Origin of the sequence: Bacillus cereus group sp. MYBK5-2 (genome assembly GCF_051915685.1) — a bacterium.
In the GTDB taxonomy this organism is placed as follows: Bacteria; Bacillota; Bacilli; order Bacillales; family Bacillaceae_G; genus Bacillus_A; species Bacillus_A cereus.
Window position 1 is genome coordinate 18,831 of record NZ_JBQAFE010000005.1, and the last position, 22,523, is coordinate 41,353.

Consider the following 22,523-nt stretch of genomic DNA (forward strand, 5'->3'; position numbering starts at 1 on the left):
AAAGCAAACCATCTTATTATTTATAGATGGTTTGCTTTTTTTAATGCGGATAATTTTTGATCCGTCTCTTTTATACTTTTTGCGATTACATCAGCCATTTTCATGACTAAACTTAATCTTGTATTTTGAAGAACGAAAAACTCCATAAACCCATTTAGATTGACGATACCGTGTATGTGCAAATCACCAACTGCAGGTAATTTCTTATTCATAGCAGCTCCAGGTTTACTAGGTCCCTTTCCAGTAGTGATTGATCCGATATTTTGGGACTTTCCTAAACATGCATCAACAGCAATTATAAATGCAGCAGGATATTCTTTCTGTATATTCTGAATTTTCTCTTCTAAATTTAGCGCATGTACTGGCTCATCTAGTGTACCGAATACTTGGAGGTTTTGGATGTCTATTTGTTCAAGTTTTGTACCAACTAATGGGCCGAGTGCGTCACCTGTAGAGCGATCTGTGCCGATACAAACGAGAATGAGTGGTATATTAGTTTTAATAGGAATATGGGTAAGTAAGAAATTACTGATTATCTCAGAGGCTTCTAGATCTTGGTGCATAACGTTTTGAGTTTCTTTCTCAAAAAATGGTAAGCGAAAACTTCCAATATTCATGAAGCACCCATCCTTTTAATAAATTTTCAATATATGTTATATGGTGAGGAAAATGGAAAGTTATAAGTGCGTAATTTTTGCAAAATGTGAATGAAAACGGAAATAATAGTACTAGTATATATATATTCGTTCCATTTTATACCTGGATGTCGGGGATAAAATAGGATTAAAATCATAAAATTTTTTCAGCAATTAGGGGACTTCTGATACAATAATAAGGGTAACTAAAAAGAAATTTTAGCTAGAGAGGTAGAGGTACATGGATTTATTAGCGAAGTGGTTTAATTCTATGAAACAGTATTTATTAGATGCTGATCGTTGGGCTCATATTGGAGTTGCGACATTAAAAATATGTATTATTTTAACAATTGGTGCAGTTGTTGTGCGAATTGCAAGGGCGGTTGTACGAAATGCGTTCCGTATGGGGAGTCGTTCTCCAATTCAAATTTCAGAACGTCGTACAGTTACAGTAGCGAAATTACTTGAAAATATTGTAGCGTACGTTGTTATGTTCATTATGCTAATTGCGATTTTAGGTGTGTTTGATATTAATGCATCAGGTTTATTAGCGGGTGCTGGGGTAATTGGTTTAGCAGTCGGATTTGGTGCTCAAAGTTTAGTGAAAGACGTTATTACAGGTTTATTTATTTTGTTAGAAGATCAGTTTTCAGTTGGCGATTATGTTAAAATCGGTCAATTTGAAGGAGTCGTTTTAGAAATTGGACTTCGTACAACGAAAGTAAAGAGTTGGACAGGTGAAATTCATACTTTACCAAATGGAAGTATTATTCAAGTTACTAACTACTCAGTTAGTAATAGTGTAGCGTTTGTTGATGTATCTATTTCATATGAGGCTGATATTGCGAAAGCAGAGCAAGTTATTGAAGATTTATTAGTAGAATTACCTTCAAAGTACGAAAAAATGGTAACAACGCCTCAATTATTAGGTGTGCAAACATTAGCAGCATCAGAAGTTATATTACGTGTTATTGCTGAAGTAGAACCGATGCAACATGCAGTTATTGCAAGGGCACTTCGTAAAGAGATTAAAAATCGTCTTGATTTACATGGAATTGAAATTCCATATCCACGTATGGTTTTATATAATCGTGAAGAATTAGTTAGTGGAAAAGCAATTTAGTATGGAGAGGAGTTTGGAGAATGGAGCAAAAGGAATATAACTTGTATGATGTTGTGGAAATGAAGAAAGCCCATCCATGTGGCGAGAATCGTTGGAAAATTATTCGTATGGGAATGGATATCCGCATTAAGTGCGAGGGGTGTGACCATTCAGTAATGATTCCTCGAAGAGAGTTTGATCGTAAGGTGAAAAAAATACTTGTGAAGCACGAAGAATAGAGGGAGAGTAACAGTTACAGTAGGTAACTGTTACTTTTTTTCGTTTGGCGGAAACTTGTCATTTTTTTCGTTACTATCTATAATGATGAAAGATTGAGACATAGGAGTGAAAAATATGGGATTAACGGCTGGGATTGTTGGATTACCTAACGTAGGGAAGTCCACTTTATTTAATGCAATTACACAAGCAGGAGCAGAATCTGCGAACTATCCATTCTGTACAATTGATCCAAACGTAGGGATTGTAGAAGTACCAGATGAGCGTTTAAATAAATTAACGGAATTAGTAGAACCGAAAAAGACTGTTCCGACTGTATTCGAGTTTACTGATATTGCAGGTATCGTAAAAGGTGCTAGTAAAGGTGAAGGTTTAGGAAATAAATTCTTATCTCACATTCGTCAAGTAGATGCAATTTGCCAAGTTGTTCGTTGTTTTGAAGACGAAAATATTACGCACGTTTCAGGGAAAGTAGATCCAATTGATGATATTGAAACAATCAATTTAGAGCTAATTTTAGCGGACTTAGAGTCTGTTGATAAGCGTATCGAGCGTGTTGCGAAATTAGCAAGACAAAAAGATAAAGAAGCGGTATATGAGCATGAAATTTTAGTTCGTTTAAAAGAAGCTTTTGAAGAGGGAAAACCAGCTCGTACTGTTGAATTTACAGAAGAGCAGATGAAGATTGTTAAAGGCCTTCATTTACTTACAACAAAAGAAATGTTATACGTAGCGAATGTAAGTGAAGACGATATTATCGATCCTTCGGAAAATAAATACGTACAAATGGTAAAAGAATTTGCAGCAAATGAAAATTCTCAAGTAATCGTTGTATGTGCAAAAATCGAATCAGAAATCGCTGAATTAGACGAAGAAGAGAAAAAAGTATTCCTTGAAGAATTAGGAATTGAAGAGTCTGGTTTAGATCAATTAATTCGTGCAGCATATGACCTATTAGGACTTGCTACTTACTTTACAGCTGGCGTTCAAGAAGTACGTGCTTGGACATTTAAACAAGGAATGAAGGCACCACAATGTGCTGGTGTTATTCATACAGACTTTGAGCGTGGATTTATTCGTGCAGAAACAGTTTCTTACGATGACTTAATGACAAACGGTTCTATGACAGCTGCAAAAGAAGCTGGAAAAGTACGTTTAGAAGGAAAAGAATATATCGTAAAAGACGGAGATGTTATGCACTTCCGTTTTAACGTTTAATTTAATATTTCCTAGGAAAAATAAAGATATGAGCTTGGCAAATATATTATATGTTTGCCAAGTTTTTTATGTATTGGTGAGTTGATTCATATAACTTACTATGATATAATCTAAACTCGTGAGTAATTACTATAAATTAATTGCTCCTTGCCCATTACGGGCCGTTTAGACCAAAAGGAGGTGAAAGTGTAATGAGAAAGTACGAAATTATGTACATCATTCGTCCTGGCGTTGAAGAAGAAGCTCAAAAAGCTTTAGTTGAACGTTTTGCAGGTGTTTTAACAAACAATGGTGCAGAAATCATTAACACGAAAGAGTGGGGTAAGCGTCGTTTAGCTTACGAAATCAACGACTTACGTGAAGGTTTCTACATGATCTTAAACGTGAAATCTAACGCAGAAGCGATTAACGAATTCGACCGTTTAGCTAAGATCAACGAAGACATCCTTCGTCATATCGTTGTTAAAGAAGAAGAAAAATAATTGATATATAAGGGAGAGTGGTTCGATTGATGAATCGTGTTATCCTCGTTGGTCGTTTAACTAAGGACCCTGACTTACGTTACACGCCCAATGGTGTTGCAGTAGCTACTTTTACGTTAGCTGTGAATCGCGCATTTGCCAATCAACAAGGTGAGCGTGAAGCTGACTTTATTAATTGTGTAATATGGCGTAAACAAGCAGAAAACGTAGCAAATTATTTGAAAAAAGGTAGCTTAGCAGGCGTAGATGGACGTCTTCAAACTCGTAATTACGAGGGACAAGATGGTAAACGTGTATACGTAACAGAAGTTCTTGCGGAAAGCGTGCAATTTTTAGAGCCGCGTAATGGCGGTGGGGAGCAACGTGGTTCATTTAATCAGCAACCATCAGGAGCTGGTTTCGGTAACCAAGGCTCTAACCCATTTGGTCAATCTAGTAATTCAGGTAACCAAGGTAACTCTGGATTTACGAAGAATGACGATCCATTTTCAAATGTAGGTCAACCGATCGACATTTCCGACGACGATTTACCGTTCTAATACAGTAAATTTGTTAGTTTTAACAAAGAATGGAGGGAAATAGACATGGCAGGACGCAAAGGTGGACGTGCGAAACGTCGTAAGGTGTGTTTCTTCACAGCTAACGGCATCACTCGCATTGACTATAAAGATGTTGATTTATTAAAACGTTTCGTTTCTGAGCGTGGTAAAATTTTACCTCGTCGTGTAACAGGAACAAGCGCAAAATACCAACGCAAACTTACAGTTGCAATTAAACGTGCTCGTCAAATGGCACTTTTACCATATGTTGGTGAATAATAGCGTATGAAATGCACAGTAGAGTGGGACTCTACTGTGCATTTTGCTATGCTTTTCTTTTTGAAAGAGAGGTTAAAATGTGAAACAAACAAAGTTTATTACAGAAGGTGCAGCATTATTAGCTATATATGCAATTTTATTGCTTATATCTATGTATGTTCCGATTTTGGGTACAGTTGTAACTTTTGCGTTGCCGTTACCATTTATACTATTAATGATAAGACATAAACTATCTAATGTGCTCGTGGTTTTTGTAGCAGCACTTTTTGTTACTATTATTGTGAGTCAACCGCTGAATTTAGTGAAGACAATTATGTTTGGATTGATAGGGATTGTTTTAGGATATATGTATAAAACAAGAAAAAAGCCAGTGGAAATCTTAATAGCGGGGACGCTTGCATACTTAATTGGTTTTGTAATTATTTATGTTGCGAGTATAAAGTTTTTCAACATAGATATAATGAAGCAAATGCAAAGTATGTTTAGTGAAAGTATGGCGAAAAGCGAAAAGATAGTAAGTGCTACTGGCATGCCGATTAGTAAGGAACAAAAAGAGTTACTTGCACAAATGAATGATATATTACAATCGTTACTTCCAAGTATACTTGTGCTAGTTTCAGTATGTTTTTCTTGGATTACAGTGATAATATCAGGTAGTGTTTTGAAAAAGTTAAAACATGAAGTTATATCTTGGCCTAAATTTAAAGATATACAATTACCAAAGAGTATCATTTGGTATTACGTTATATTTATTTTGTTAGCAACTTTTATAAAAGTAGAACCAACATCATATTTACATATGGTATTTTCTAACCTAAATGTCATATTTGCACTATTGCTTGTACTGCAAGGTCTGACATTTATCGCCTTTTTAGCGTATAGAAAAGGTTTTACTAAAGGGGTTCCTATTATTAGTTTTATTGCATGCATGTTTATTCCGATGCTGTTTCCTCTTGTGACAATCTTAGGTATAATTGACTTAGGGATTTCATTGCGTTCTAAAATAGGGGGATAAAATAATATTCCTTATACTATTTTAATCTGTTTAACTAACTGGAAGGTAAGTTAGTTTTACTTTATAGGAGTTGTATACATGCCTGAATTTGATAAGAAACAGTGGTTTTTATATCCTGTTTATGTATTGGCATTTTTTGTGTTTGTGCTCATTTCAATTCTCTGTTATTTTCATTTAATTATGGGGATAGCTGCTTTTGTCATTTTTTGTATCGTATTCTTTATCGTTATACGATTTGAACTTAATTTTCAAAGGAATTTCGAAAAGCATACGACAGATATGATTACAAGAGTAAAGAAAGTAAGTAATGAAGCATTTAACCAAATGCCGATTGGTATTTTGTTATACAATAAGGATTATGGGATTGATTGGGCAAATCCTTATTTATCTTCATGTCTGGGACAGCATGCATTAGCTGGATGGCACCTTTACGATGTATCAGAAACATTACTTCTTTTCATTAAAGGAGAAACTTCTGATGATATAGTCTCTTTAAATAATCGAAAGTTTCGCGTTTTTGTAAGGAAAGAAGAAAAGTTAATTTATTTCTTTGATGTAACGGAACAAACAGAAATCGAAAAGATGTACGAGGATCAAAGGACTGTTTTAGCTGTCATCTATTTGGATAATTATGATGAAGTTACACAAGGATTAGATGATCAATTACGTACGAATATAACAAGTCTTGTGACATCGCGACTAAATGAATGGGCACTTAAGTATGGTGCGTATTTAAAACGTGCATCTTCAGAAAGATTCTTCGTTGTGCTAAATGAAAGTATTTTGACGCAGATGGAGAAAGGGAAATTTAGCATTTTAGATCAGGTGCGTGAAGAAACATCTAAAAGGAATATACCACTTACATTAAGTGTGGGTGTCGGATCAGGTGATTTACCTTTATCAGAGCTTGGAGCAATGGCTCAATCTGGTTTAGATCTTGCGCTTGGGCGCGGGGGAGACCAAGTAGCTATTAAACAAGCGACAGGTAAAGTTAAGTTCTATGGAGGTAAGACAAATCCGGTTGAAAAACGTACCCGTGTACGTGCCAGGGTCATTTCGCATGCGTTAAAGGATTTAGTATTAGAAAGTAGTAATGTCATTATTATGGGGCATAGGGCTCCCGATATGGACGCAATTGGTGCTGCGATTGGTATTTTAAAAGTGGCTCAATTAAATGAGCGTAAAGGATATATTGTGTTAGATGAAAATGATTCCGATAAAGGAATTAAGCGTTTGATGGACAAAGTGAAACAAAATGAGGAGTTATGGTCTCATTTTATTACTCCAGAGCAAGCGATGGAATTTGCAAATGATGAGTCGTTACTTGTTGTTGTCGATACGCATAAACCTTCTATGGTGATGGAGCAAAAACTGTTACATAAAATTGAAAATGTGGTAGTTATTGATCATCATCGCCGTGGAGAAGATTTTATTGAAGACCCATTGCTAGTTTATATGGAACCATATGCTTCTTCAACGGCAGAATTGGTTACAGAATTACTTGAGTATCAACCTAAAAATTTAAAGATGACAATGTTAGAAGCGACGGCATTGTTAGCGGGTATTATTGTCGACACGAAAAGTTTCACATTCCGGACAGGGGCTCGTACATTTGATGCTGCTTCTTATTTACGCTCACATGGTGCAGATACTGTACTTGTACAAGAACTTTTAAAGGAAGATATGGATCAGTATTTACGGGTTGCAAAAGCTATAAAAAATGCGTACATTTATAAAAATGGAATTGCGATTGCTAAAGTTGATAGTGATGATTACTACGATCAAGTGCTTATTGCGCAATCGGCAGACACGTTATTAACGATGACAGGGATTATTGCATCATTTGTTGTTGCGAAACGTGGCGAGAATCTCATTGGAATTAGCAGCAGGTCTTTAGGTGAAGTGAATGTGCAGCTAATTATGGAAAACTTAGGCGGTGGCGGGCATTTGACGAATGCAGCCACACAGATGAAAAATGTTACAGTAGATGAAGCTGAGGAGAAGCTTCGATTTGTTATTGATGACTATTTACAGGGAGGCACACAATCATGAAAGTAATTTTTCTAAAAGACGTAAAAGGTAAAGGTAAAAAAGGAGAAGTAAAAAACGTACCAGATGGCTATGCAAATAACTTCTTACTAAAACAAGGATTAGCTGCTGAAGCAACAAATAGCAGTATGAAAACTTTAGAAGCTCAAAAGCGTAAAGAAGAAAAAGATGCAGCAGCAGAGCTTGAAAATGCAAAAGAGTTAAAAGAGACTTTAGAGAAATTAACTGTAGAATTAAAGGCGAAATCTGGAGAAGGTGGCCGTTTATTTGGTTCTATTACAAGCAAACAAATCGTAGATGCAATGCAAAAATCACACAAGATTAAACTTGATAAACGTAAATTTGAAATGGACGATGCAATCCGCGCGTTAGGTTATACAAACGTTACTGTGAAATTGCATCCACAAGTAACAGCTACAGTAAAAGTTCATGTTAGTGAACAATAAAAATAAATTAAGCAAGGAGGATTGCGTATGAGTGATGTACTTGCTGATCGTACCCCTCCGCATAATATAGAGGCTGAGCAGGCGGTTTTAGGGGCCATATTGATTGATCAAGATGCGTTAACTTCAGCATCAGAGTTATTGGTACCTGATTCGTTCTATCGAACGAAACATCAAAAGATTTTTGAAGTCATGCTTGGGCTATCTGATAAGGGAGAGCCGATTGACTTAGTAATGATGACATCAGCAATGGCTGATCAAGGATTACTAGAAGAGGTTGGTGGGGTTTCTTACTTAGCAGAGTTAGCAGAAGTTGTGCCAACTGCAGCTAACGTAGAATATTACGCACGCATCATCGCTGAAAAGGCGCTTTTACGTCGTTTAATTCGCACGGCGACTCATATTGTATCGGATGGATACGAGAGAGAAGATGATGTGGATGGTCTTTTAAACGAGGCTGAGAAAAAAATATTAGAAGTATCCCATCAAACGAATGCAAAAGCATTCCAAAACATTAAAGATGTTCTTGTAGATGCTTATGACAAAATTGAACTTTTGCATAATCAAAAGGGTGAAGTTACTGGGATACCAACTGGGTTTACTGAATTAGATAAGATGACAGCAGGTTTCCAACGAAATGATTTAATTATCGTGGCAGCACGTCCATCAGTAGGGAAAACGGCATTTTCATTAAATATTGCACAAAACGTAGCGACGAAAACGGATGAAAATGTAGCGATTTTTAGTTTGGAGATGGGTGCTGATCAGCTTGTTATGCGTATGCTTTGTGCAGAAGGGAATATTGATGCACAAAGACTTCGTACTGGTTCATTAACTTCCGATGATTGGGCAAAATTAACAATGGCAATGGGGAGTCTCTCAAATGCTGGTATATATATTGATGATACGCCAGGTATTAAAGTAAATGAGATTCGAGCAAAATGTCGTAGATTAAAGCAAGAACAAGGTCTTGGTATGATTTTGATTGACTATTTGCAGCTTATTCAAGGAAGTGGGAAATCAGGAGAAAACCGTCAGCAGGAAGTATCTGAGATTTCTCGTACCTTAAAAGGGATTGCGCGTGAATTGCAAGTGCCTGTTATTGCTTTATCACAGTTATCTCGTGGTGTAGAATCTCGTCAAGATAAACGCCCGATGATGTCTGATATTCGTGAATCTGGAAGTATTGAGCAGGATGCTGATATTGTAGCTTTCCTATATCGTGAAGACTACTATGATCGAGAAACGGAAAACAAAAATACAATTGAAATTATTATTGCAAAACAACGTAACGGTCCAGTAGGTTCAGTGGAACTTGCATTCGTCAAAGAGTTCAATAAGTTCGTTAACTTAGAACGTCGTTTTGAGGATGGACATGCTCCACCGGCATAAAGGCAGTATAAAAAAGAAACACATTTCTTATAATAAGATGTGTTTCTTTTTTTTTATAAGAAAGATAAGGCTTTCATAAGTTAAATATATAATTCTTACGAACGAAAATGTTTTTTTGTGAAAAAATGTTCGCTTTTCGGTTGACTTCTCTTTCGGTTTTGGTACAATTATATTGTTTGAATAGATCGTTTGAAAATTGCGGAGGTGCTTTAATAATGTCTTCAGTAGTAGTTGTAGGAACACAATGGGGCGACGAAGGAAAAGGTAAAATTACTGATTTTCTTTCTGAGCATGCGGAAGTAGTTGCAAGATATCAAGGTGGAAATAACGCGGGACATACAATTGTTTTCGGCGGAGTTAAATATAAATTACACTTAATTCCATCTGGTATTTTCTATAAAGAGAAAATTTGTGTAATCGGAAACGGATTAGTAGTAGATCCAAAAGCATTACTTGAAGAGTTAAAATACTTACACGATCGTGGTGTAAGTACTGATAATTTACGTGTAAGTAACCGTGCACATGTTATTTTACCTTACCACTTAAAACAAGATGAGTTAGAAGAAGCAAGTAAAGGTGATAACAAAATCGGTACAACGAAAAAAGGTATCGGTCCTGCATATATGGATAAAGCTGCTCGTATTGGTATTCGTATGGCTGATCTTTTAGACCGTGAAGCATTTAAAGAGAAGCTTGAGCGCAATTTAGTAGAAAAAAATCGTTTATTTGAAAAAATGTACGATACAGAAGGTTTCACTGTAGAAGAAATTTTCGAAGAGTACTTCGAGTACGGGCAACAAATCGCGCAATATGTATGTGATACGTCTGTTGTATTAAATGATGCATTAGATAATAATCACCGTGTATTATTTGAAGGTGCGCAAGGTGTTATGCTTGATATTGACCACGGTACGTACCCGTTCGTTACATCTTCTAACCCAATTGCTGGTGGTGTAACAGTTGGAACTGGAGTTGGTCCTGCGAAAGTTACTCGCGTTGTAGGTGTATGTAAAGCATATACAAGCCGCGTTGGTGATGGTCCATTCCCTACTGAGCTTCATGATGAAATTGGTCATCAAATTCGTGAAGTTGGTCGCGAGTATGGAACGACAACTGGTCGTCCACGCCGCGTAGGTTGGTTCGATAGCGTTGTTGTAAGACATGCACGTCGTGTTAGTGGTTTAACGGATCTATCATTAAATTCTATCGACGTTTTAACAGGTATTCCAACTCTTAAAATTTGTGTAGCTTACAAATACAATGGCGAAGTTATTGATGAAGTTCCAGCTAACTTAAACATTTTAGCGAAATGTGAGCCTGTATATGAAGAGCTTCCAGGTTGGGAAGAAGATATTACTGGTGTAAAATCATTAGATGAACTTCCTGAAAATGCACGAAAATACGTAGAACGTGTTTCTGAGTTAACAGGAATTCAAATATCTATGTTCTCAGTTGGACCAGATCGTAACCAAACAAATATTGTTCGTAACGTATACGAAGCTTAATTAACATTTTTTAGAAAAAACTCATGTCTGCATGAGTTTTTTCTTATTCTTTTATAAAAAAACAAAAAAAGTATTGCAATAAATACAGAATACATGTTATGATACATCTTGTCGTCACGAAAATATGACGTTGGTGAGTATGAGCCATTAGCTCAGTTGGTAGAGCATCTGACTTTTAATCAGAGGGTCGAAGGTTCGAGTCCTTCATGGCTCACCATTTTATTTTTCGTGGCCCGTTGGTCAAGTGGTTAAGACACCGCCCTTTCACGGCGGTAACACGGGTTCGAATCCCGTACGGGTCATGTTTTTTTTTGCTTATTTTTGGTCCCGTGGTGTAGTGGTTAACATGCCTGCCTGTCACGCAGGAGATCGCCGGTTCGACCCCGGTCGGGACCGCCACTTTTGTTTATACCACCATTAGTGGTTTTATATATAGTTTTGGCTCGGTAGCTCAGTCGGTAGAGCAGAGGACTGAAAATCCTCGTGTCGGCGGTTCGATTCCGTCCCGAGCCACTCTCAGGATATTAGGTGGGCCCACTTAATATCCTTTTTATTTATGTAATTTTACAAAACTGAGTAGTTATTTTAAAATAGAACGAGGAGCCTCTAGCAGTTGAAGCTAGAGGTTTTTCTATAGATCGTATAGGATGCCGTGTAAAAGTGGATCATACATGAGTCTATGAGAATAGAGGAGAAAATACTTAAACAAAGGATGCGGTCATATAGGACATACTATGTAAACATCAATATGTTTAGGGATTATTGACCATATTTTTATAAGGAGGAAATAGACGATGATGGGAAAGAAAATTTTAGTAGTTGATGATGAAAAGCCGATTGCAGATATTTTGAAGTTTAACCTAGAAAAAGAAGGTTTTGAAATAGTAATGGCGCATGATGGTGATGAAGCAATTGAAAAGGCTAATGAAGAGCAACCAGATATGGTTTTATTAGATATTATGCTACCAGGTAAAGATGGCTTAGAGGTTTGCCGTGAAATACGTAAAAGCTCAGAAATGCCGATTATTATGCTTACAGCAAAGGACTCTGAGATTGATAAAGTATTAGGGCTTGAGCTTGGGGCAGATGATTATGTAACGAAGCCATTTAGTACGAGGGAATTACTTGCTCGTGTGAAGGCGAATTTACGCCGCCATCAACAAGGTGGTGCTGCGGAAAAAGAAGAAAATACAGAAATGGTTATTGGACCAATTGTGATTAATCCAAATGCATATAGTGTAACGAAGCGTGAGGAAAATATCGAGCTTACACATCGTGAATTTGAGTTGCTACATTATTTAGCGAAACATTTAGGACAAGTTATGACACGCGAACATTTATTACAAACAGTTTGGGGTTATGACTATTTTGGAGATGTGCGCACAGTAGACGTTACAGTACGTCGTTTGCGTGAAAAAATTGAAGATAATCCAAGCCATCCTACTTTAATTGTAACTAGACGTGGAGTAGGGTATTACTTGCGTGACCCAGAGCAGGAATAGTATATGAAGAAAGTTGGTTTTTTTCAATCTATTCATTTAAAATTTGTGCTTATATATATGCTATTAATATTAATAGCGATGCAAGTTATTGGAGTATATTTCGTAAGGGAATTAGAGAAGAGCTTAGTACAAGGTTTTAGGGATTCTTTAACGCAGCAAACAAACTTATTATCATATAATTTGAAGCAAGAGTTTAAAAAAAGTTATACAAAAGCAGAAACAGAGTCAACAGATGAAACGATTAAAACTTCAATTCGAAAATTTGCCTCTGATCAGAAGAAAGTTATACAAGAGGTAAGTGTATTTGATTCGCACAGAAAGTTACTGGCTATTTCAGATGAATCAAAGCAGAATAAGGTGAATCGAACATCAACTGATATAGCTGTTCAGCGAGTGTTAGTACAAAAAAAGCCGGAAGTGAAAATTGAGAAGGATGGTAGTACAGGTCATCGTGTTCAAGTTATGCTTACTCCGATTCTAGATGATAACGGTAAGGATGCGCTTGGTGTTATTTACATTGTGGCATCTATGGAAGATGTATATAAACAAATGAAGGATATAAATCAAATTTTTGCTACGGGAACAGTAATTGCTTTATTAGTAACAGCCGTACTTGGAATTTTATTGGCTCAAACAATTACAAGACCAATTTCAGATATGCGGAGACAAGCAATCGAAATGGCAAAAGGAAATTATTCGAGAAAAGTAAAAGTGCATAGCCATGATGAAATTGGACAACTGGCATTATCCTTCAATAATTTATCAAAAAAATTACAACAAGCTCGTTCTTCTACAGAAAGTGAAAGGCGTAAATTATCATCTGTTTTATCACATATGACAGATGGAGTAATTGCTACTGACCGAAAAGGGGATATTATTTTACTAAATGATCCTGCGGAAAAGATGTTAAATGTTTCTCGTGAAACAGCGCTCGATCAATCTGTTTTAGAGGTATTAGGAATACAGGAAGAATTTACGCTCGATCATTTATATGAAGAGCCAGATTCTGTTTTATTAGATTTTAGTACGAGAAACGAACCATATATTTTACGTGCTAGTTTCTCTGTTATTCAAAAAGAAACAGGGAAGGCAAATGGCTTAATTGCTGTACTATATGATGTAACAGAGCAGGAGCGTATAGAAAGGGAACGCCGTGAGTTTGTGGCGAATGTCTCTCATGAATTAAGGACGCCATTAACGACGATGCGCAGTTATTTAGAGGCACTTACAGATGGAGCATGGCAGGATCCAAATATTGCACCACAATTTTTAACGGTTACACAAGAAGAAACAGAAAGAATGATTAGACTTGTAAATGCGTTGTTACAGCTATCTAAACTTGATAGTACAGAGCATCGTTTAATGAAAGAATGGGTCGACTTTACTGATTTCTTTAATAATATTATTGATCGCTTTGAAATGTCTAAAGAGCAAAATGTAAGTTTCAAACGATCTTTCTCTAAGAAATCTAGATTTATTGATATGGATACTGACAAAATTACTCAAGTGCTGTATAACATTATTTCTAACGCATTAAAGTATTCACCAGAAGGTGGAACAGTAACATATCGTTTACGTGATCGCGGTGATTTATTAGAAATTAGTGTAAGTGACCAAGGAATGGGGATTCCAAAAGAAAACGTTGATAAAATCTTTGAACGTTTTTATCGCGTAGATAAAGCTCGTTCAAGACAAATGGGTGGTACTGGGCTTGGATTAGCAATTGCAAAAGAAATGATTGAGGCACATGGTGGCTCTATTTGGGCGAAGAGTGAAGAAGGAAAAGGGACAACTATTTATTTCACGTTACCAATGGCAGCAGATGAAGAGGACGATTGGGAATGAGTATGGAAAACTTTAAAACAATAGTTTTAATTAACCTAGTTGTAATTAGCCTATTTCTTACTTTTAACCTATGGACGTATGTGCCAGATTCTACATCCATGCAAAACGCGAAATTTGTGCAGGGAAATGAAGGAATGAACCAAACTAAAATTTCCGATGTTGTCCGTCCTACTTCTATCATCGTGCATAAAGATAAAAATCATTATGGGAGCAGAAGAGAGGCAGATATAGAATCAATCTATAAGCCTCTGGAAGTAGGGGAACTACATGATTTTAAAGAGATATCAATCACTAAGGGTGATTTCCTTTCATATGTGCATGGTGAAGGGAAAGTTGAACTTGTTTTCCCTACCGATATCCCATTTGATGCAGTAAAATCCATGTTTAACATGAAAGAGAAGAGTACAGATAAGCCTAAACATTTTAATCGTATTCTCCTCGATCCTTCTCGAAGTAAGGATCAAGAAATTAAAATTAACTTTGTTTCTGATGGTGATAACTTTAAAATATACGAGGCAAAATTAAGTGGCGTGTATTTAAAAGATATTGTAAATGCCCAAAATCAATTTATAGTATCAGCAAAGCCTTATTTTGATTATCAACTTAATGATATGAAAAAGTTATTTTTACCAGATGGAACGACAGAGTTAAACAATATAACATATATTTCATCTAATTTAGCAGTTGATACGTTTAAGAATGCTCTGTTTAGTGATCCTCGTTATTTAAGTCCGATTACCGAGATGTCGAAAGAAACATTTACAGATGGTATTAGATCCATGGAAATTGAAAACGATCGTCACATGCTAAAGTATAAAAACTCTTCTGTCTTAACTGAGAAAACGATAGATAATTTAATGCTTTTACAAAAAAGCTTTGAATTCGTAAGTGGTCACAGTGGAAGTTTGGATTCATATCGTTTGGACTATATGAATAAAGGAGAGACAGTATTTCGTTTAAATGAAGATGGATATTCAGTATTCAATGAAGATGGATTAGCTGAATTGAGACAAATATGGGGATCAGAAGAAGTAATGGAATATGAAAGACCGTTGCTGTCTTTAAATACTAAAGGTATAGAACAGAAGGTTACTCTTCCGTCAGGGCATGTTGTAATAGCATCTCTAGAAAATAATCCAGAGATAAAGAAACAAGTAATTAAGGATATTGGTATTGGATACAAGTTATCACTAGATGGACAAGTAGTTCGATTACAACCAATTTGGTATGTAAAGCTTGTTGAAGATGAAACAGGTAAACAGAAAATCTATGAGTGGAGTGAGGGAGGACTAAATGGATTGGGATCGGATTAAAACCATATTTATTGTGACCTTTTTTGTTTTGGACCTCTTTCTCATTTTCCAATTCATTCAAAAGCAAGATAGTAATCAATTGGAGCTTATTGCAGAAACAAAGATAGATCAAGAATTAAAAGCAAACAAAATTACGATGGGAAATATCCCTAAAGAACCGAAAAAAGAGTCATTTATTAGAGCGGAAAATAAAGCTTTTAAAGAAGAAGATATACAGTCTTTGAAAAATCAAACAGTGCATATACAAAATATGTACAAGATAGAAAGTAAGCTAAAAGAGCCTTTTTTAAATACGAAATCATTATCAAAAGATAAGTATAATGAATTTTTGAAGAACTATGTATTGGATGGACAAAAGTATGAATTTGGAGCGGTGAAAGACTCTAAAATTTATTTCTTCCAAAAATATAAAGATAAGCCTATTTTCTATAATAATCAGGCGATGATTGTTGTGGAATTAAATGAAAAAAATGAACTTGTTTCATATACGCAGACAATGCTAACTGATTTAAAAGAAATGGGCGAAGGTGAAAAAACGAAAGAGCAAGAAATTATTACGGCTCAAACAGCCTTAGAAAATTTGTATTTAAAAAATAAAATTCATGGAAATACGCATGTTAAAGAAGCGCAAATTGGTTATGCCACTCTTACCGCATCTACTTCTAATAACCAAGTACTGGCTCCAACGTGGAATTTGAAAACGGAGCAGAAGCAGGACTTCTTTGTGAATGCAATTGAAGGACAAGTTATGGAATTAGGAGAAAAGGAAAATCAAGTGGTTGATGAACATACTGGAGTGAGAAAGAATGGGGTTGCATTTTAGCGTACTTGCAAGTGGAAGTACAGGAAATATGCTATACGTAGGAACCGATGAAAAAAAATTACTAGTCGACGCAGGTTTAAGTGGTAAAGCAACAGAGGCTTTATTTAAACAAGCAGAACTGAATATAAATGATGTATCAGGTATTCTTGTAACGCATGAGCATAGTGATCATATTAAAGGTTTAGGTGTACTGGCACGTAAATATGATTTACCTGTTTATGCGAATGAGAAAACATGGAATGCAATGGAACATTTAATAGGAAATATCCCAACTGAACAAAAGTTTATTTTCTCAGTTGGTGATGTGAAAACCTTTGGTGATATTGAAGTCGAGTCATTTGGAGTTTCTCATGATGCGGCAGAACCGATGTTTTATGCTTTCCATAACAATAATAGGAAGTTAGCGCTTATTACAGATACGGGATACGTAAGTGACCGTATGAAAGGCGTTATTAAGGGAGCTAATGCTTTCGTATTTGAAAGTAATCATGATGTAGAAATGCTTCGTATGGGACGTTATCCATGGAGCATTAAACGACGTATTTTAAGTGACGTTGGGCATGTTTGTAATGAGGATGCTGCATTAGCGATGGCAGATGTAATTACAGATGAGACAAAGCATATTTATTTAGCCCATTTAAGCTTAGATAATAACATGAAAGAACTAGCGCGTATGTCAGTATCACAAGTACTAGAGGAAAAAGGATTTGGAGTGGGTGAATCCTTTGAAATTCACGATACAGATCCAAAAATGCCTACAAAAATTCAATACGTATAATTCTTCATTTTAGTAAACAATAAAGGTGAATATAGTTGTTTTCAGGAAGATAGGTGAACAAATATGTCCTTTATTGATGAAGAAAATTATCGTATGAAACGTGCAGGAAAAAAGAAGCACAAAGGTATAGTTCTTTCTAGTATAGCGGGAACAATTGTAGGAGCTTCTTTATTCGCGTTTGGAGCGCCTTTATTTTCAAATTCTGCTGATACGCTTCCGCAAGCTGAAGCAAGCGGAAGTAATATGGCCGAAGCTCAAGGGATTAAACAGATTAGCTTTGTAGATGCTGTTGATCGTGCATCTGAAGCTGTTGTGGGTGTTATTAACATTCAACGAGATAACTTTTCAGAGGCAGATTCAGAGGCCGGTACAGGATCAGGAGTAATTTATAAAAAGACAGATGGTCAAGCTTATATTGTAACGAATAATCATGTTGTAGCTGGAGCGAATCGTATTGAAGTAAGTCTAAGTGACGGTAAGAAGGTTCCTGGAAAAGTATTAGGAACCGATGTAGTCACAGACTTAGCTGTATTAGAAATAGATGCAAAGCATGTGAAAAAAATAATTGAAATTGGCGATTCTAATACTGTTCGCAGAGGAGAGCCAGTTATTGCGATTGGAAACCCACTTGGACTGCAATTTTCTGGAACAGTTACACAAGGTATTATTTCAGCTAATGAACGTATTGTCCCTGTAGATTTAGATCAAGATGGACATTATGATTGGCAAGTAGAAGTGTTACAAACAGATGCAGCGATTAATCCGGGGAATAGTGGCGGTGCGCTTGTAAATGCAGTAGGACAATTAATTGGTATTAATTCAATGAAAATTGCTGCAAAAGAAGTAGAAGGAATCGGCCTTGCTATTCCGGTGACTAGAGCTGTTCCGATTATGAATGAACTTGAGAAGTATGGAAAAGTAAGAAGACCATATGTTGGGATTGAACTTAGGTCATTAAATGAAATTCCAAACTATTATTGGTCAAAAACATTACATTTACCAGGTACTGTAACAGAGGGAGTTTGTATTTTGGATGTGAAAAGTCCTTCGCCAGGTGCGGATGCTGGTTTAAGAGAACATGATGTTATTGTGGCGATAGATGGAAAACCGATTCGCGATATTATTGGATTCCGTACGGCCTTATATGATAAGGAAATTAATGATAAAATGACTCTTACGTTTTATCGTGGCACAAAAAGAGTAACAACAACGGTGAAATTAGGCATTCAAAAGTATTAAAAACAGGAGGGCCTACCTCCTGTTTTCTATTGTAGAAAAGTGAGGTGAAGAAAATGAATTTACCTTGTTGTTTAGAGCATGTTGAATTAGCGTTAGATATTATTGTGGATGAGTGTGAAGTTGCGCCAGTTATCAACAATGTGGATAACTTGGAAAAAGAGAAAAAAACATGTGAATTTTGTCAAAATGAGGCGACATATGTTGTATCGAACACAGATTCTCACACAACATGTGGGTAGTATTTGTGGATATGTGGATAAGTTTTGTGGATAACATGTTTGTAAGGTGGAGGATACGTGTGAATATCTCGATTATTTCAATTGGGAAATTAAAAGAAAAATATTTGAAACAAGGTATAGCAGAATACTTAAAACGATTATCTGCATACGCAAAAGTAGAAGTAATTGAATTGCCTGATGAAAAGGCGCCAGAAAATTTAAGTGAAGCAGAAATGTTAATTGTAAAGGAAAAAGAAGGTATACGTATACTGGATAAAATTTCCGATGACACGCATGTGATTGCATTAGCTATAGAAGGAAAGCAAAAGTCATCAGAAGAATTTGCGGTAAGCCTAGATCGCCTTGCTACATACGGAAAGAGTAAAGTCGCATTTGTAATTGGTGGATCACTCGGACTAAGTTCAGAAGTGATGAAGCGTTCAAACGAATCACTTTCTTTTTCAAAGATGACGTTACCACACCAATTAATGCGATTAGTGTTGCTTGAGCAAGTGTATAGAGCGTTTCGGATTAATCGTGGGGAACCGTATCATAAGTAATGTATTCTATATAAAACACTGATATTATCATATTTATTTTATTATGCCTATAACTGGAGGCTATGTGAATGGTAAGTGATCAGACGAGATATTCTAGGCTCGCGAATATAACAAAAATAATAAATACGAAATTAGAACTACGTGACGTATTGCAGCGTGTGACAATGGCGATATCAGAGGAGATTGTTAGGTGCGACGCTGTTGGAATTTATTTACCCCAGGAAGATGGAACATTTAGAGGGTTTGCAGGAAAACCAGAGACTATAAATGGTGTAACACTCGATACTCAAGTAATTGATCCTGAAATAGACTTACTGGCAAAAGAAGTTATTGAAACGAAAAGAACCATCTATATTCCTGATACCTCAAAGGATCATCGACCAGATCCGAGACCGGTTAATGCATTCAAAATTAAGTCCTTATTAGCTCTGCCTATCTCATTTGGGCAAGAGTTATTTGGTCTGGTTTTTTTATTTGATTATGGAATTCCGATGAACTTAACAGATTCAGAAATTCAAAGTGTTGAAGCTTATGTAAATATGGCTGCGGTTGCAATTCAAAACGCAAATAATTTAAAACAAAAGGAAAACCTTATTGCTGAGAAACAACTGTTACTAAATGTTACACGTGATTTATCGATGTGTTCCTCGATACAGGAGAGTTTTGATAAATGTTTTTTTTACCTAGAACAGATTTTAGAGAGTAAAAATATGACTGCTCATCTTCTAGATCCGCTAGACAAAACAACAATTAAAACAACGAAATTAAGTAAGGACTGTCATTGGACAGAAGCGGATTGGACAGAGAAAAGCTATGAAGCCAAGATCCAAGAGGTTATTCAAACAAAAAATATAGATAGTAAGGGTCTATTGATGATTCCATTGGTTTCAATGGGAGAAGTATTAGGGGTAATCGTCGTTGGCAAAGAAGGAAAAGCTCACAATTATGATGATTCACAACTTCAACTAGCAAAATCTATCGTTGATGCCACAGCCCCTACGTTTTCGAATTTGTTGTATATGGATCAACTAGAGAGCATAGTGGAAGAGCGAACGAGAGAGCTAGCTGCTGCTAATGAAAAAGTTACAAGTGTGATTGAATGTATTACGGATGGATTTTTTATTTTAAATAATAAATGGGAATTTACGTACGTAAATAAGCACCAATATTTTCCGCAAAGAAAAACAGCAAAAGATGTATTAGGAAAGAATATATGGAATGTTTTCCCGAGTGAAATTGACACAGTTATGTATAAGGAATTTCATCGTGCGATGTCAGAGCGAACTACAGTTCATTTCGAATTTCTTTCTACTGCAGATGAATATTGGCACGAAGTTATTGCATACCCATATGATGATGGTATTTGTTGTATTTTTAAAAACATAACGGAAAAAAAGAAATATGAACAGGAATTGAAAAGATTATCCAATATAGATTTAATAGGGCAAATGGCAGCAGGTATCAGCCATGAAATTAGAAATCCAATGACAACAGTACTGGGATTTTTACAGTTATTAAAAGAAGAGAATACCTATGAGAAACATAATAAGTACTTTCATTTAATGATTGAAGAACTTAACCGTGCCAATTCTATTATTACTGAATTTCTCTCAATGGGTAATACAAGGAAATTGGATTTGCAGATGTTAGATTTAAATTCAATTATCCGCGATATTATTCCTTTAATAAAGATTGATACGTACAATCAAAATAAATATATTCAAGTCGATACAAATGACATTCCAGAATTACTTTTAAATCGTAATGAGATACGGCAATTATTAATGAATCTATATCGTAATGGCTTAGAAGCGATGAATACAGGGAAAGTTCTAACCATTAGCACTTACAAGGAAGGTCAAAATTGTGTGGTGCTTGCAGTGCGGGATCAAGGAAAAGGTATCAGGCCTGAAGTATTAGAGAAACTGGGTACGCCGTTTTACACGACCAAAGATAATGGAACTGGATTGGGGTTAGGTGTATGTTATGCCATTGCTGCCCGCCATAATGCAAAAATAGAAATTCAAACAGGATCGGAAGGCACTACCTTTTTTGTTAAATTTAATTATGAAAATAATAAAAAATAACCTTATTTAGAATAGTTACGATGAACCGTATCATAAATAAATTTATTCTTTGTATATAAAAGGATAAAAAGACCATTGGACAAAAATTACCGATGGTCTTTTAAATATTATTAGATGGTATGTAGATTTCCTAAAATAAGTATGTTTCTATTTCCATAAAAATATGCTGTAATATGAAGAGGAAAAAGTATAAGTAGTTAGAGAAGTGAGGAATTAAAGGTGAAGAAGTTTAAGAAGTTTTACTTGGAGATTACGAGTGTATGTAATCTTGCGTGTAGCTTTTGTCCGCCGACGGAAAGGCAGAAGCAATTCATTTCTGTGGAGGATTTTGCTAAAAGATTAGACCAAATTAAACCTCACACAGACTACATTTATTTGCACGTGAAGGGTGAGCCGTTGCTCCACCCGAAAATAGATCAACTATTAGACTTAAGTCATGAAAAAGGGTTTAAAGTTAATATTACAACGAACGGAACGTTAATTAATAAGAGAAGACATAGGCTGTTAAATAAGCCTGCGTTAAGACAAATGAATTTTTCACTGCATAGTTTTGATGGACATCCAGGTTCGCAAGATAAAGAGGGCTATGTAAGGAGTATACTTTCCTTCATTAGGGAAGCGACAAGTCAATCAGATTTAATTGTATCGTTAAGGTTATGGAATTTAACTCAGGATAATAAAACGAATGCTGAAATCCAGAAAAATAGAGAGTTATTATCTATAATTGAAAATGAATTTGATCTATCTTATCAAATTGAAGAGAAGCTTACACCAGGAAAAGGTATAAAAATTGCAGAACGTGTCTTTATTAATCAAGACTATGAATTCCAGTGGCCAGCATTACATGAAGAAGAGGATGATGGGAAAGGATTCTGTCATGGACTTCGTAATCAAGCGGGTATTTTAGCGAATGGAACAGTTATTCCTTGTTGTTTAGACGGTGAAGGGATTATTAACCTTGGGAATATTAATAATGATTCATTTTCTAACATTATCGAAGGTGAAAGAGCAACAAACATTGTCGATGGATTTTCGAAAAGAGTTGCGGTTGAAGAACTTTGCAGGAAATGTGGATATCGCAAACGGTTTGGGAAGTAAATATGAAATAAGCCCTCATAAAGCGAGGGCTTATTTTTTATACTTGATAAGAATGCTCTAATTTATCAATTAATGAACCAACGTAAGAAACAGCTTTACGGATTGCATCTGGTTTTGACATATCTACTCCGGCATGTTTCATTGTACCACCAGCGATCAATAGC

At 35.8% G+C, this 22,523-nt stretch carries 23 protein-coding genes and 4 tRNA genes; 25 read left to right on the plus strand and 2 right to left on the minus strand.

What is annotated here, in order from left to right; translation table 11 throughout:
• Positions 1–20: 20 nt before the first annotated feature.
• A complete protein-coding gene (gene yyaC / locus ACTFP3_RS17965; protein WP_048656326.1) occupies positions 21–617 on the minus strand; it encodes a spore protease YyaC in 597 nt (198 codons plus the stop codon).
• A 259-nt stretch (positions 618–876) separates the two neighbouring features.
• Between yyaC and ACTFP3_RS17970 the strand changes: the two genes are divergently transcribed.
• From ACTFP3_RS17970 to ACTFP3_RS18090, 25 genes are all read left to right on the plus strand, one after another.
• Entirely contained in the window at positions 877–1,758 is an 882-nt protein-coding gene (locus ACTFP3_RS17970) for a mechanosensitive ion channel family protein (RefSeq protein ID WP_000364814.1), read from the plus strand.
• A gap of 20 nt (positions 1,759–1,778) precedes the next feature.
• Positions 1,779–1,976, plus strand: a complete 198-nt coding sequence (locus tag ACTFP3_RS17975; RefSeq protein ID WP_000435485.1) for a DUF951 domain-containing protein — start codon at positions 1,779–1,781, stop codon at positions 1,974–1,976.
• A gap of 115 nt (positions 1,977–2,091) precedes the next feature.
• Positions 2,092–3,192 (plus strand): redox-regulated ATPase YchF, encoded by a 1,101-nt coding sequence (ychF, locus tag ACTFP3_RS17980; protein WP_000524657.1) that lies wholly within the window; start codon positions 2,092–2,094, stop codon positions 3,190–3,192.
• Positions 3,193–3,383: 191 nt separating this feature from the next.
• Positions 3,384–3,674, plus strand: a complete 291-nt coding sequence (gene rpsF / locus ACTFP3_RS17985; RefSeq protein ID WP_001233778.1) for a 30S ribosomal protein S6 — start codon at positions 3,384–3,386, stop codon at positions 3,672–3,674.
• A gap of 26 nt (positions 3,675–3,700) precedes the next feature.
• Complete coding sequence (gene ssb / locus ACTFP3_RS17990) at positions 3,701–4,213, plus strand: single-stranded DNA-binding protein (protein WP_000981966.1); 513 nt, start codon at positions 3,701–3,703, stop codon at positions 4,211–4,213.
• A 45-nt stretch (positions 4,214–4,258) separates the two neighbouring features.
• The gene (rpsR, locus tag ACTFP3_RS17995; RefSeq protein ID WP_000918873.1) at positions 4,259–4,492 is read left to right on the plus strand and encodes a 30S ribosomal protein S18; all 234 of its coding nucleotides are present in this window, start codon (positions 4,259–4,261) and stop codon (positions 4,490–4,492) included.
• 79 nt (positions 4,493–4,571) lie between these two features.
• Entirely contained in the window at positions 4,572–5,507 is a 936-nt protein-coding gene (locus ACTFP3_RS18000; protein WP_074555684.1) for a YybS family protein, read from the plus strand.
• Between the two features lie 78 nt (positions 5,508–5,585).
• Positions 5,586–7,559 (plus strand): DHH family phosphoesterase, encoded by a 1,974-nt coding sequence (locus ACTFP3_RS18005; RefSeq protein ID WP_001113785.1) that lies wholly within the window; start codon positions 5,586–5,588, stop codon positions 7,557–7,559.
• Positions 7,556–8,002, plus strand: a complete 447-nt coding sequence (rplI, locus tag ACTFP3_RS18010; RefSeq protein ID WP_000864228.1) for a 50S ribosomal protein L9 — start codon at positions 7,556–7,558, stop codon at positions 8,000–8,002. The genes ACTFP3_RS18005 and rplI overlap by 4 nt, the downstream gene beginning before the upstream one ends.
• Before the next feature lie 27 nt (positions 8,003–8,029).
• Positions 8,030–9,391: a replicative DNA helicase gene (gene dnaB, locus ACTFP3_RS18015; RefSeq protein ID WP_001286148.1), complete on the plus strand. Its 1,362-nt coding sequence runs from the start codon at positions 8,030–8,032 to the stop codon at positions 9,389–9,391.
• A gap of 215 nt (positions 9,392–9,606) precedes the next feature.
• Positions 9,607–10,896, plus strand: coding sequence for an adenylosuccinate synthase (locus ACTFP3_RS18020; protein WP_000100238.1), 1,290 nt, complete (start codon positions 9,607–9,609; stop codon positions 10,894–10,896).
• Positions 10,897–11,037: 141 nt separating this feature from the next.
• Positions 11,038–11,113: transfer RNA gene (locus tag ACTFP3_RS18025), tRNA-Lys, on the plus strand.
• A gap of 13 nt (positions 11,114–11,126) precedes the next feature.
• Positions 11,127–11,198: transfer RNA gene (locus tag ACTFP3_RS18030), tRNA-Glu, on the plus strand.
• A gap of 21 nt (positions 11,199–11,219) precedes the next feature.
• Positions 11,220–11,295: transfer RNA gene (locus ACTFP3_RS18035), tRNA-Asp, on the plus strand.
• A gap of 41 nt (positions 11,296–11,336) precedes the next feature.
• Positions 11,337–11,409: transfer RNA gene (locus ACTFP3_RS18040), tRNA-Phe, on the plus strand.
• Between the two features lie 281 nt (positions 11,410–11,690).
• Positions 11,691–12,398 (plus strand): cell wall metabolism DNA-binding response regulator WalR, encoded by a 708-nt coding sequence (gene walR / locus ACTFP3_RS18045; RefSeq protein WP_000971865.1) that lies wholly within the window; start codon positions 11,691–11,693, stop codon positions 12,396–12,398.
• Positions 12,399–12,401: 3 nt separating this feature from the next.
• Positions 12,402–14,243 carry a cell wall metabolism sensor histidine kinase WalK gene (walK, locus tag ACTFP3_RS18050; RefSeq protein ID WP_000755367.1) on the plus strand — a complete coding sequence of 614 codons (1,842 nt, stop codon included), beginning with the start codon at positions 12,402–12,404 and terminating at the stop codon, positions 14,241–14,243.
• Positions 14,240–15,556 (plus strand): YycH family regulatory protein, encoded by a 1,317-nt coding sequence (locus tag ACTFP3_RS18055; protein ID WP_000061560.1) that lies wholly within the window; start codon positions 14,240–14,242, stop codon positions 15,554–15,556. The genes walK and ACTFP3_RS18055 overlap by 4 nt, the downstream gene beginning before the upstream one ends.
• A complete protein-coding gene (locus ACTFP3_RS18060) occupies positions 15,537–16,379 on the plus strand; it encodes a two-component system regulatory protein YycI (RefSeq protein ID WP_000383740.1) in 843 nt (280 codons plus the stop codon). The genes ACTFP3_RS18055 and ACTFP3_RS18060 overlap by 20 nt, the downstream gene beginning before the upstream one ends.
• Complete coding sequence (locus ACTFP3_RS18065) at positions 16,363–17,157, plus strand: MBL fold metallo-hydrolase (protein ID WP_000522837.1); 795 nt, start codon at positions 16,363–16,365, stop codon at positions 17,155–17,157. The genes ACTFP3_RS18060 and ACTFP3_RS18065 overlap by 17 nt, the downstream gene beginning before the upstream one ends.
• A gap of 63 nt (positions 17,158–17,220) precedes the next feature.
• Positions 17,221–18,396, plus strand: a complete 1,176-nt coding sequence (locus ACTFP3_RS18070) for a S1C family serine protease (protein WP_440010936.1) — start codon at positions 17,221–17,223, stop codon at positions 18,394–18,396.
• Between the two features lie 53 nt (positions 18,397–18,449).
• A complete protein-coding gene (locus tag ACTFP3_RS18075) occupies positions 18,450–18,635 on the plus strand; it encodes a CxxH/CxxC protein (protein WP_012593384.1) in 186 nt (61 codons plus the stop codon).
• Positions 18,636–18,694: 59 nt separating this feature from the next.
• Complete coding sequence (rlmH, locus tag ACTFP3_RS18080; RefSeq protein ID WP_001027003.1) at positions 18,695–19,174, plus strand: 23S rRNA (pseudouridine(1915)-N(3))-methyltransferase RlmH; 480 nt, start codon at positions 18,695–18,697, stop codon at positions 19,172–19,174.
• Between the two features lie 68 nt (positions 19,175–19,242).
• Positions 19,243–21,261, plus strand: a complete 2,019-nt coding sequence (locus ACTFP3_RS18085; RefSeq protein ID WP_000253113.1) for a GAF domain-containing sensor histidine kinase — start codon at positions 19,243–19,245, stop codon at positions 21,259–21,261.
• A gap of 219 nt (positions 21,262–21,480) precedes the next feature.
• Positions 21,481–22,359, plus strand: a complete 879-nt coding sequence (locus tag ACTFP3_RS18090; RefSeq protein WP_000713633.1) for a radical SAM/SPASM domain-containing protein — start codon at positions 21,481–21,483, stop codon at positions 22,357–22,359.
• Positions 22,360–22,396: 37 nt separating this feature from the next.
• On the opposite strand, the gene ACTFP3_RS18095 is transcribed toward ACTFP3_RS18090, so the two are convergent.
• The gene (locus ACTFP3_RS18095; protein ID WP_009327392.1) at positions 22,397–22,501 is read right to left on the minus strand and encodes an oligoendopeptidase F; all 105 of its coding nucleotides are present in this window, start codon (positions 22,499–22,501) and stop codon (positions 22,397–22,399) included.
• Positions 22,502–22,523 lie beyond the last annotated feature (22 nt).

Bases quoted from the DNA above. Each gene is read 5' to 3' on its own strand.
- yyaC (WP_048656326.1), bottom strand. From the start codon at position 617: ATGAATATTGGAAGTTTTCGCTTACCATTTTTTGAGAAAGAAACTCAA.
- ACTFP3_RS17970 (WP_000364814.1), top strand. From the start codon at position 877: ATGGATTTATTAGCGAAGTGGTTTAATTCTATGAAACAGTATTTATTA.
- ACTFP3_RS17975 (WP_000435485.1), top strand. From the start codon at position 1,779: ATGGAGCAAAAGGAATATAACTTGTATGATGTTGTGGAAATGAAGAAA.
- ychF (WP_000524657.1), top strand. From the start codon at position 2,092: ATGGGATTAACGGCTGGGATTGTTGGATTACCTAACGTAGGGAAGTCC.
- rpsF (WP_001233778.1), top strand. From the start codon at position 3,384: ATGAGAAAGTACGAAATTATGTACATCATTCGTCCTGGCGTTGAAGAA.
- rpsR (WP_000918873.1), top strand. From the start codon at position 4,259: ATGGCAGGACGCAAAGGTGGACGTGCGAAACGTCGTAAGGTGTGTTTC.
- ACTFP3_RS18005 (WP_001113785.1), top strand. From the start codon at position 5,586: ATGCCTGAATTTGATAAGAAACAGTGGTTTTTATATCCTGTTTATGTA.
- rplI (WP_000864228.1), top strand. From the start codon at position 7,556: ATGAAAGTAATTTTTCTAAAAGACGTAAAAGGTAAAGGTAAAAAAGGA.
- dnaB (WP_001286148.1), top strand. From the start codon at position 8,030: ATGAGTGATGTACTTGCTGATCGTACCCCTCCGCATAATATAGAGGCT.
- ACTFP3_RS18020 (WP_000100238.1), top strand. From the start codon at position 9,607: ATGTCTTCAGTAGTAGTTGTAGGAACACAATGGGGCGACGAAGGAAAA.
- walR (WP_000971865.1), top strand. From the start codon at position 11,691: ATGATGGGAAAGAAAATTTTAGTAGTTGATGATGAAAAGCCGATTGCA.
- walK (WP_000755367.1), top strand. From the start codon at position 12,402: ATGAAGAAAGTTGGTTTTTTTCAATCTATTCATTTAAAATTTGTGCTT.
- ACTFP3_RS18055 (WP_000061560.1), top strand. From the start codon at position 14,240: ATGAGTATGGAAAACTTTAAAACAATAGTTTTAATTAACCTAGTTGTA.
- ACTFP3_RS18060 (WP_000383740.1), top strand. From the start codon at position 15,537: ATGGATTGGGATCGGATTAAAACCATATTTATTGTGACCTTTTTTGTT.
- ACTFP3_RS18065 (WP_000522837.1), top strand. From the start codon at position 16,363: ATGGGGTTGCATTTTAGCGTACTTGCAAGTGGAAGTACAGGAAATATG.
- ACTFP3_RS18070 (WP_440010936.1), top strand. From the start codon at position 17,221: ATGTCCTTTATTGATGAAGAAAATTATCGTATGAAACGTGCAGGAAAA.
- ACTFP3_RS18075 (WP_012593384.1), top strand. From the start codon at position 18,450: ATGAATTTACCTTGTTGTTTAGAGCATGTTGAATTAGCGTTAGATATT.
- ACTFP3_RS18085 (WP_000253113.1), top strand. From the start codon at position 19,243: ATGGTAAGTGATCAGACGAGATATTCTAGGCTCGCGAATATAACAAAA.
- ACTFP3_RS18095 (WP_009327392.1), bottom strand. From the start codon at position 22,501: ATGAAACATGCCGGAGTAGATATGTCAAAACCAGATGCAATCCGTAAA.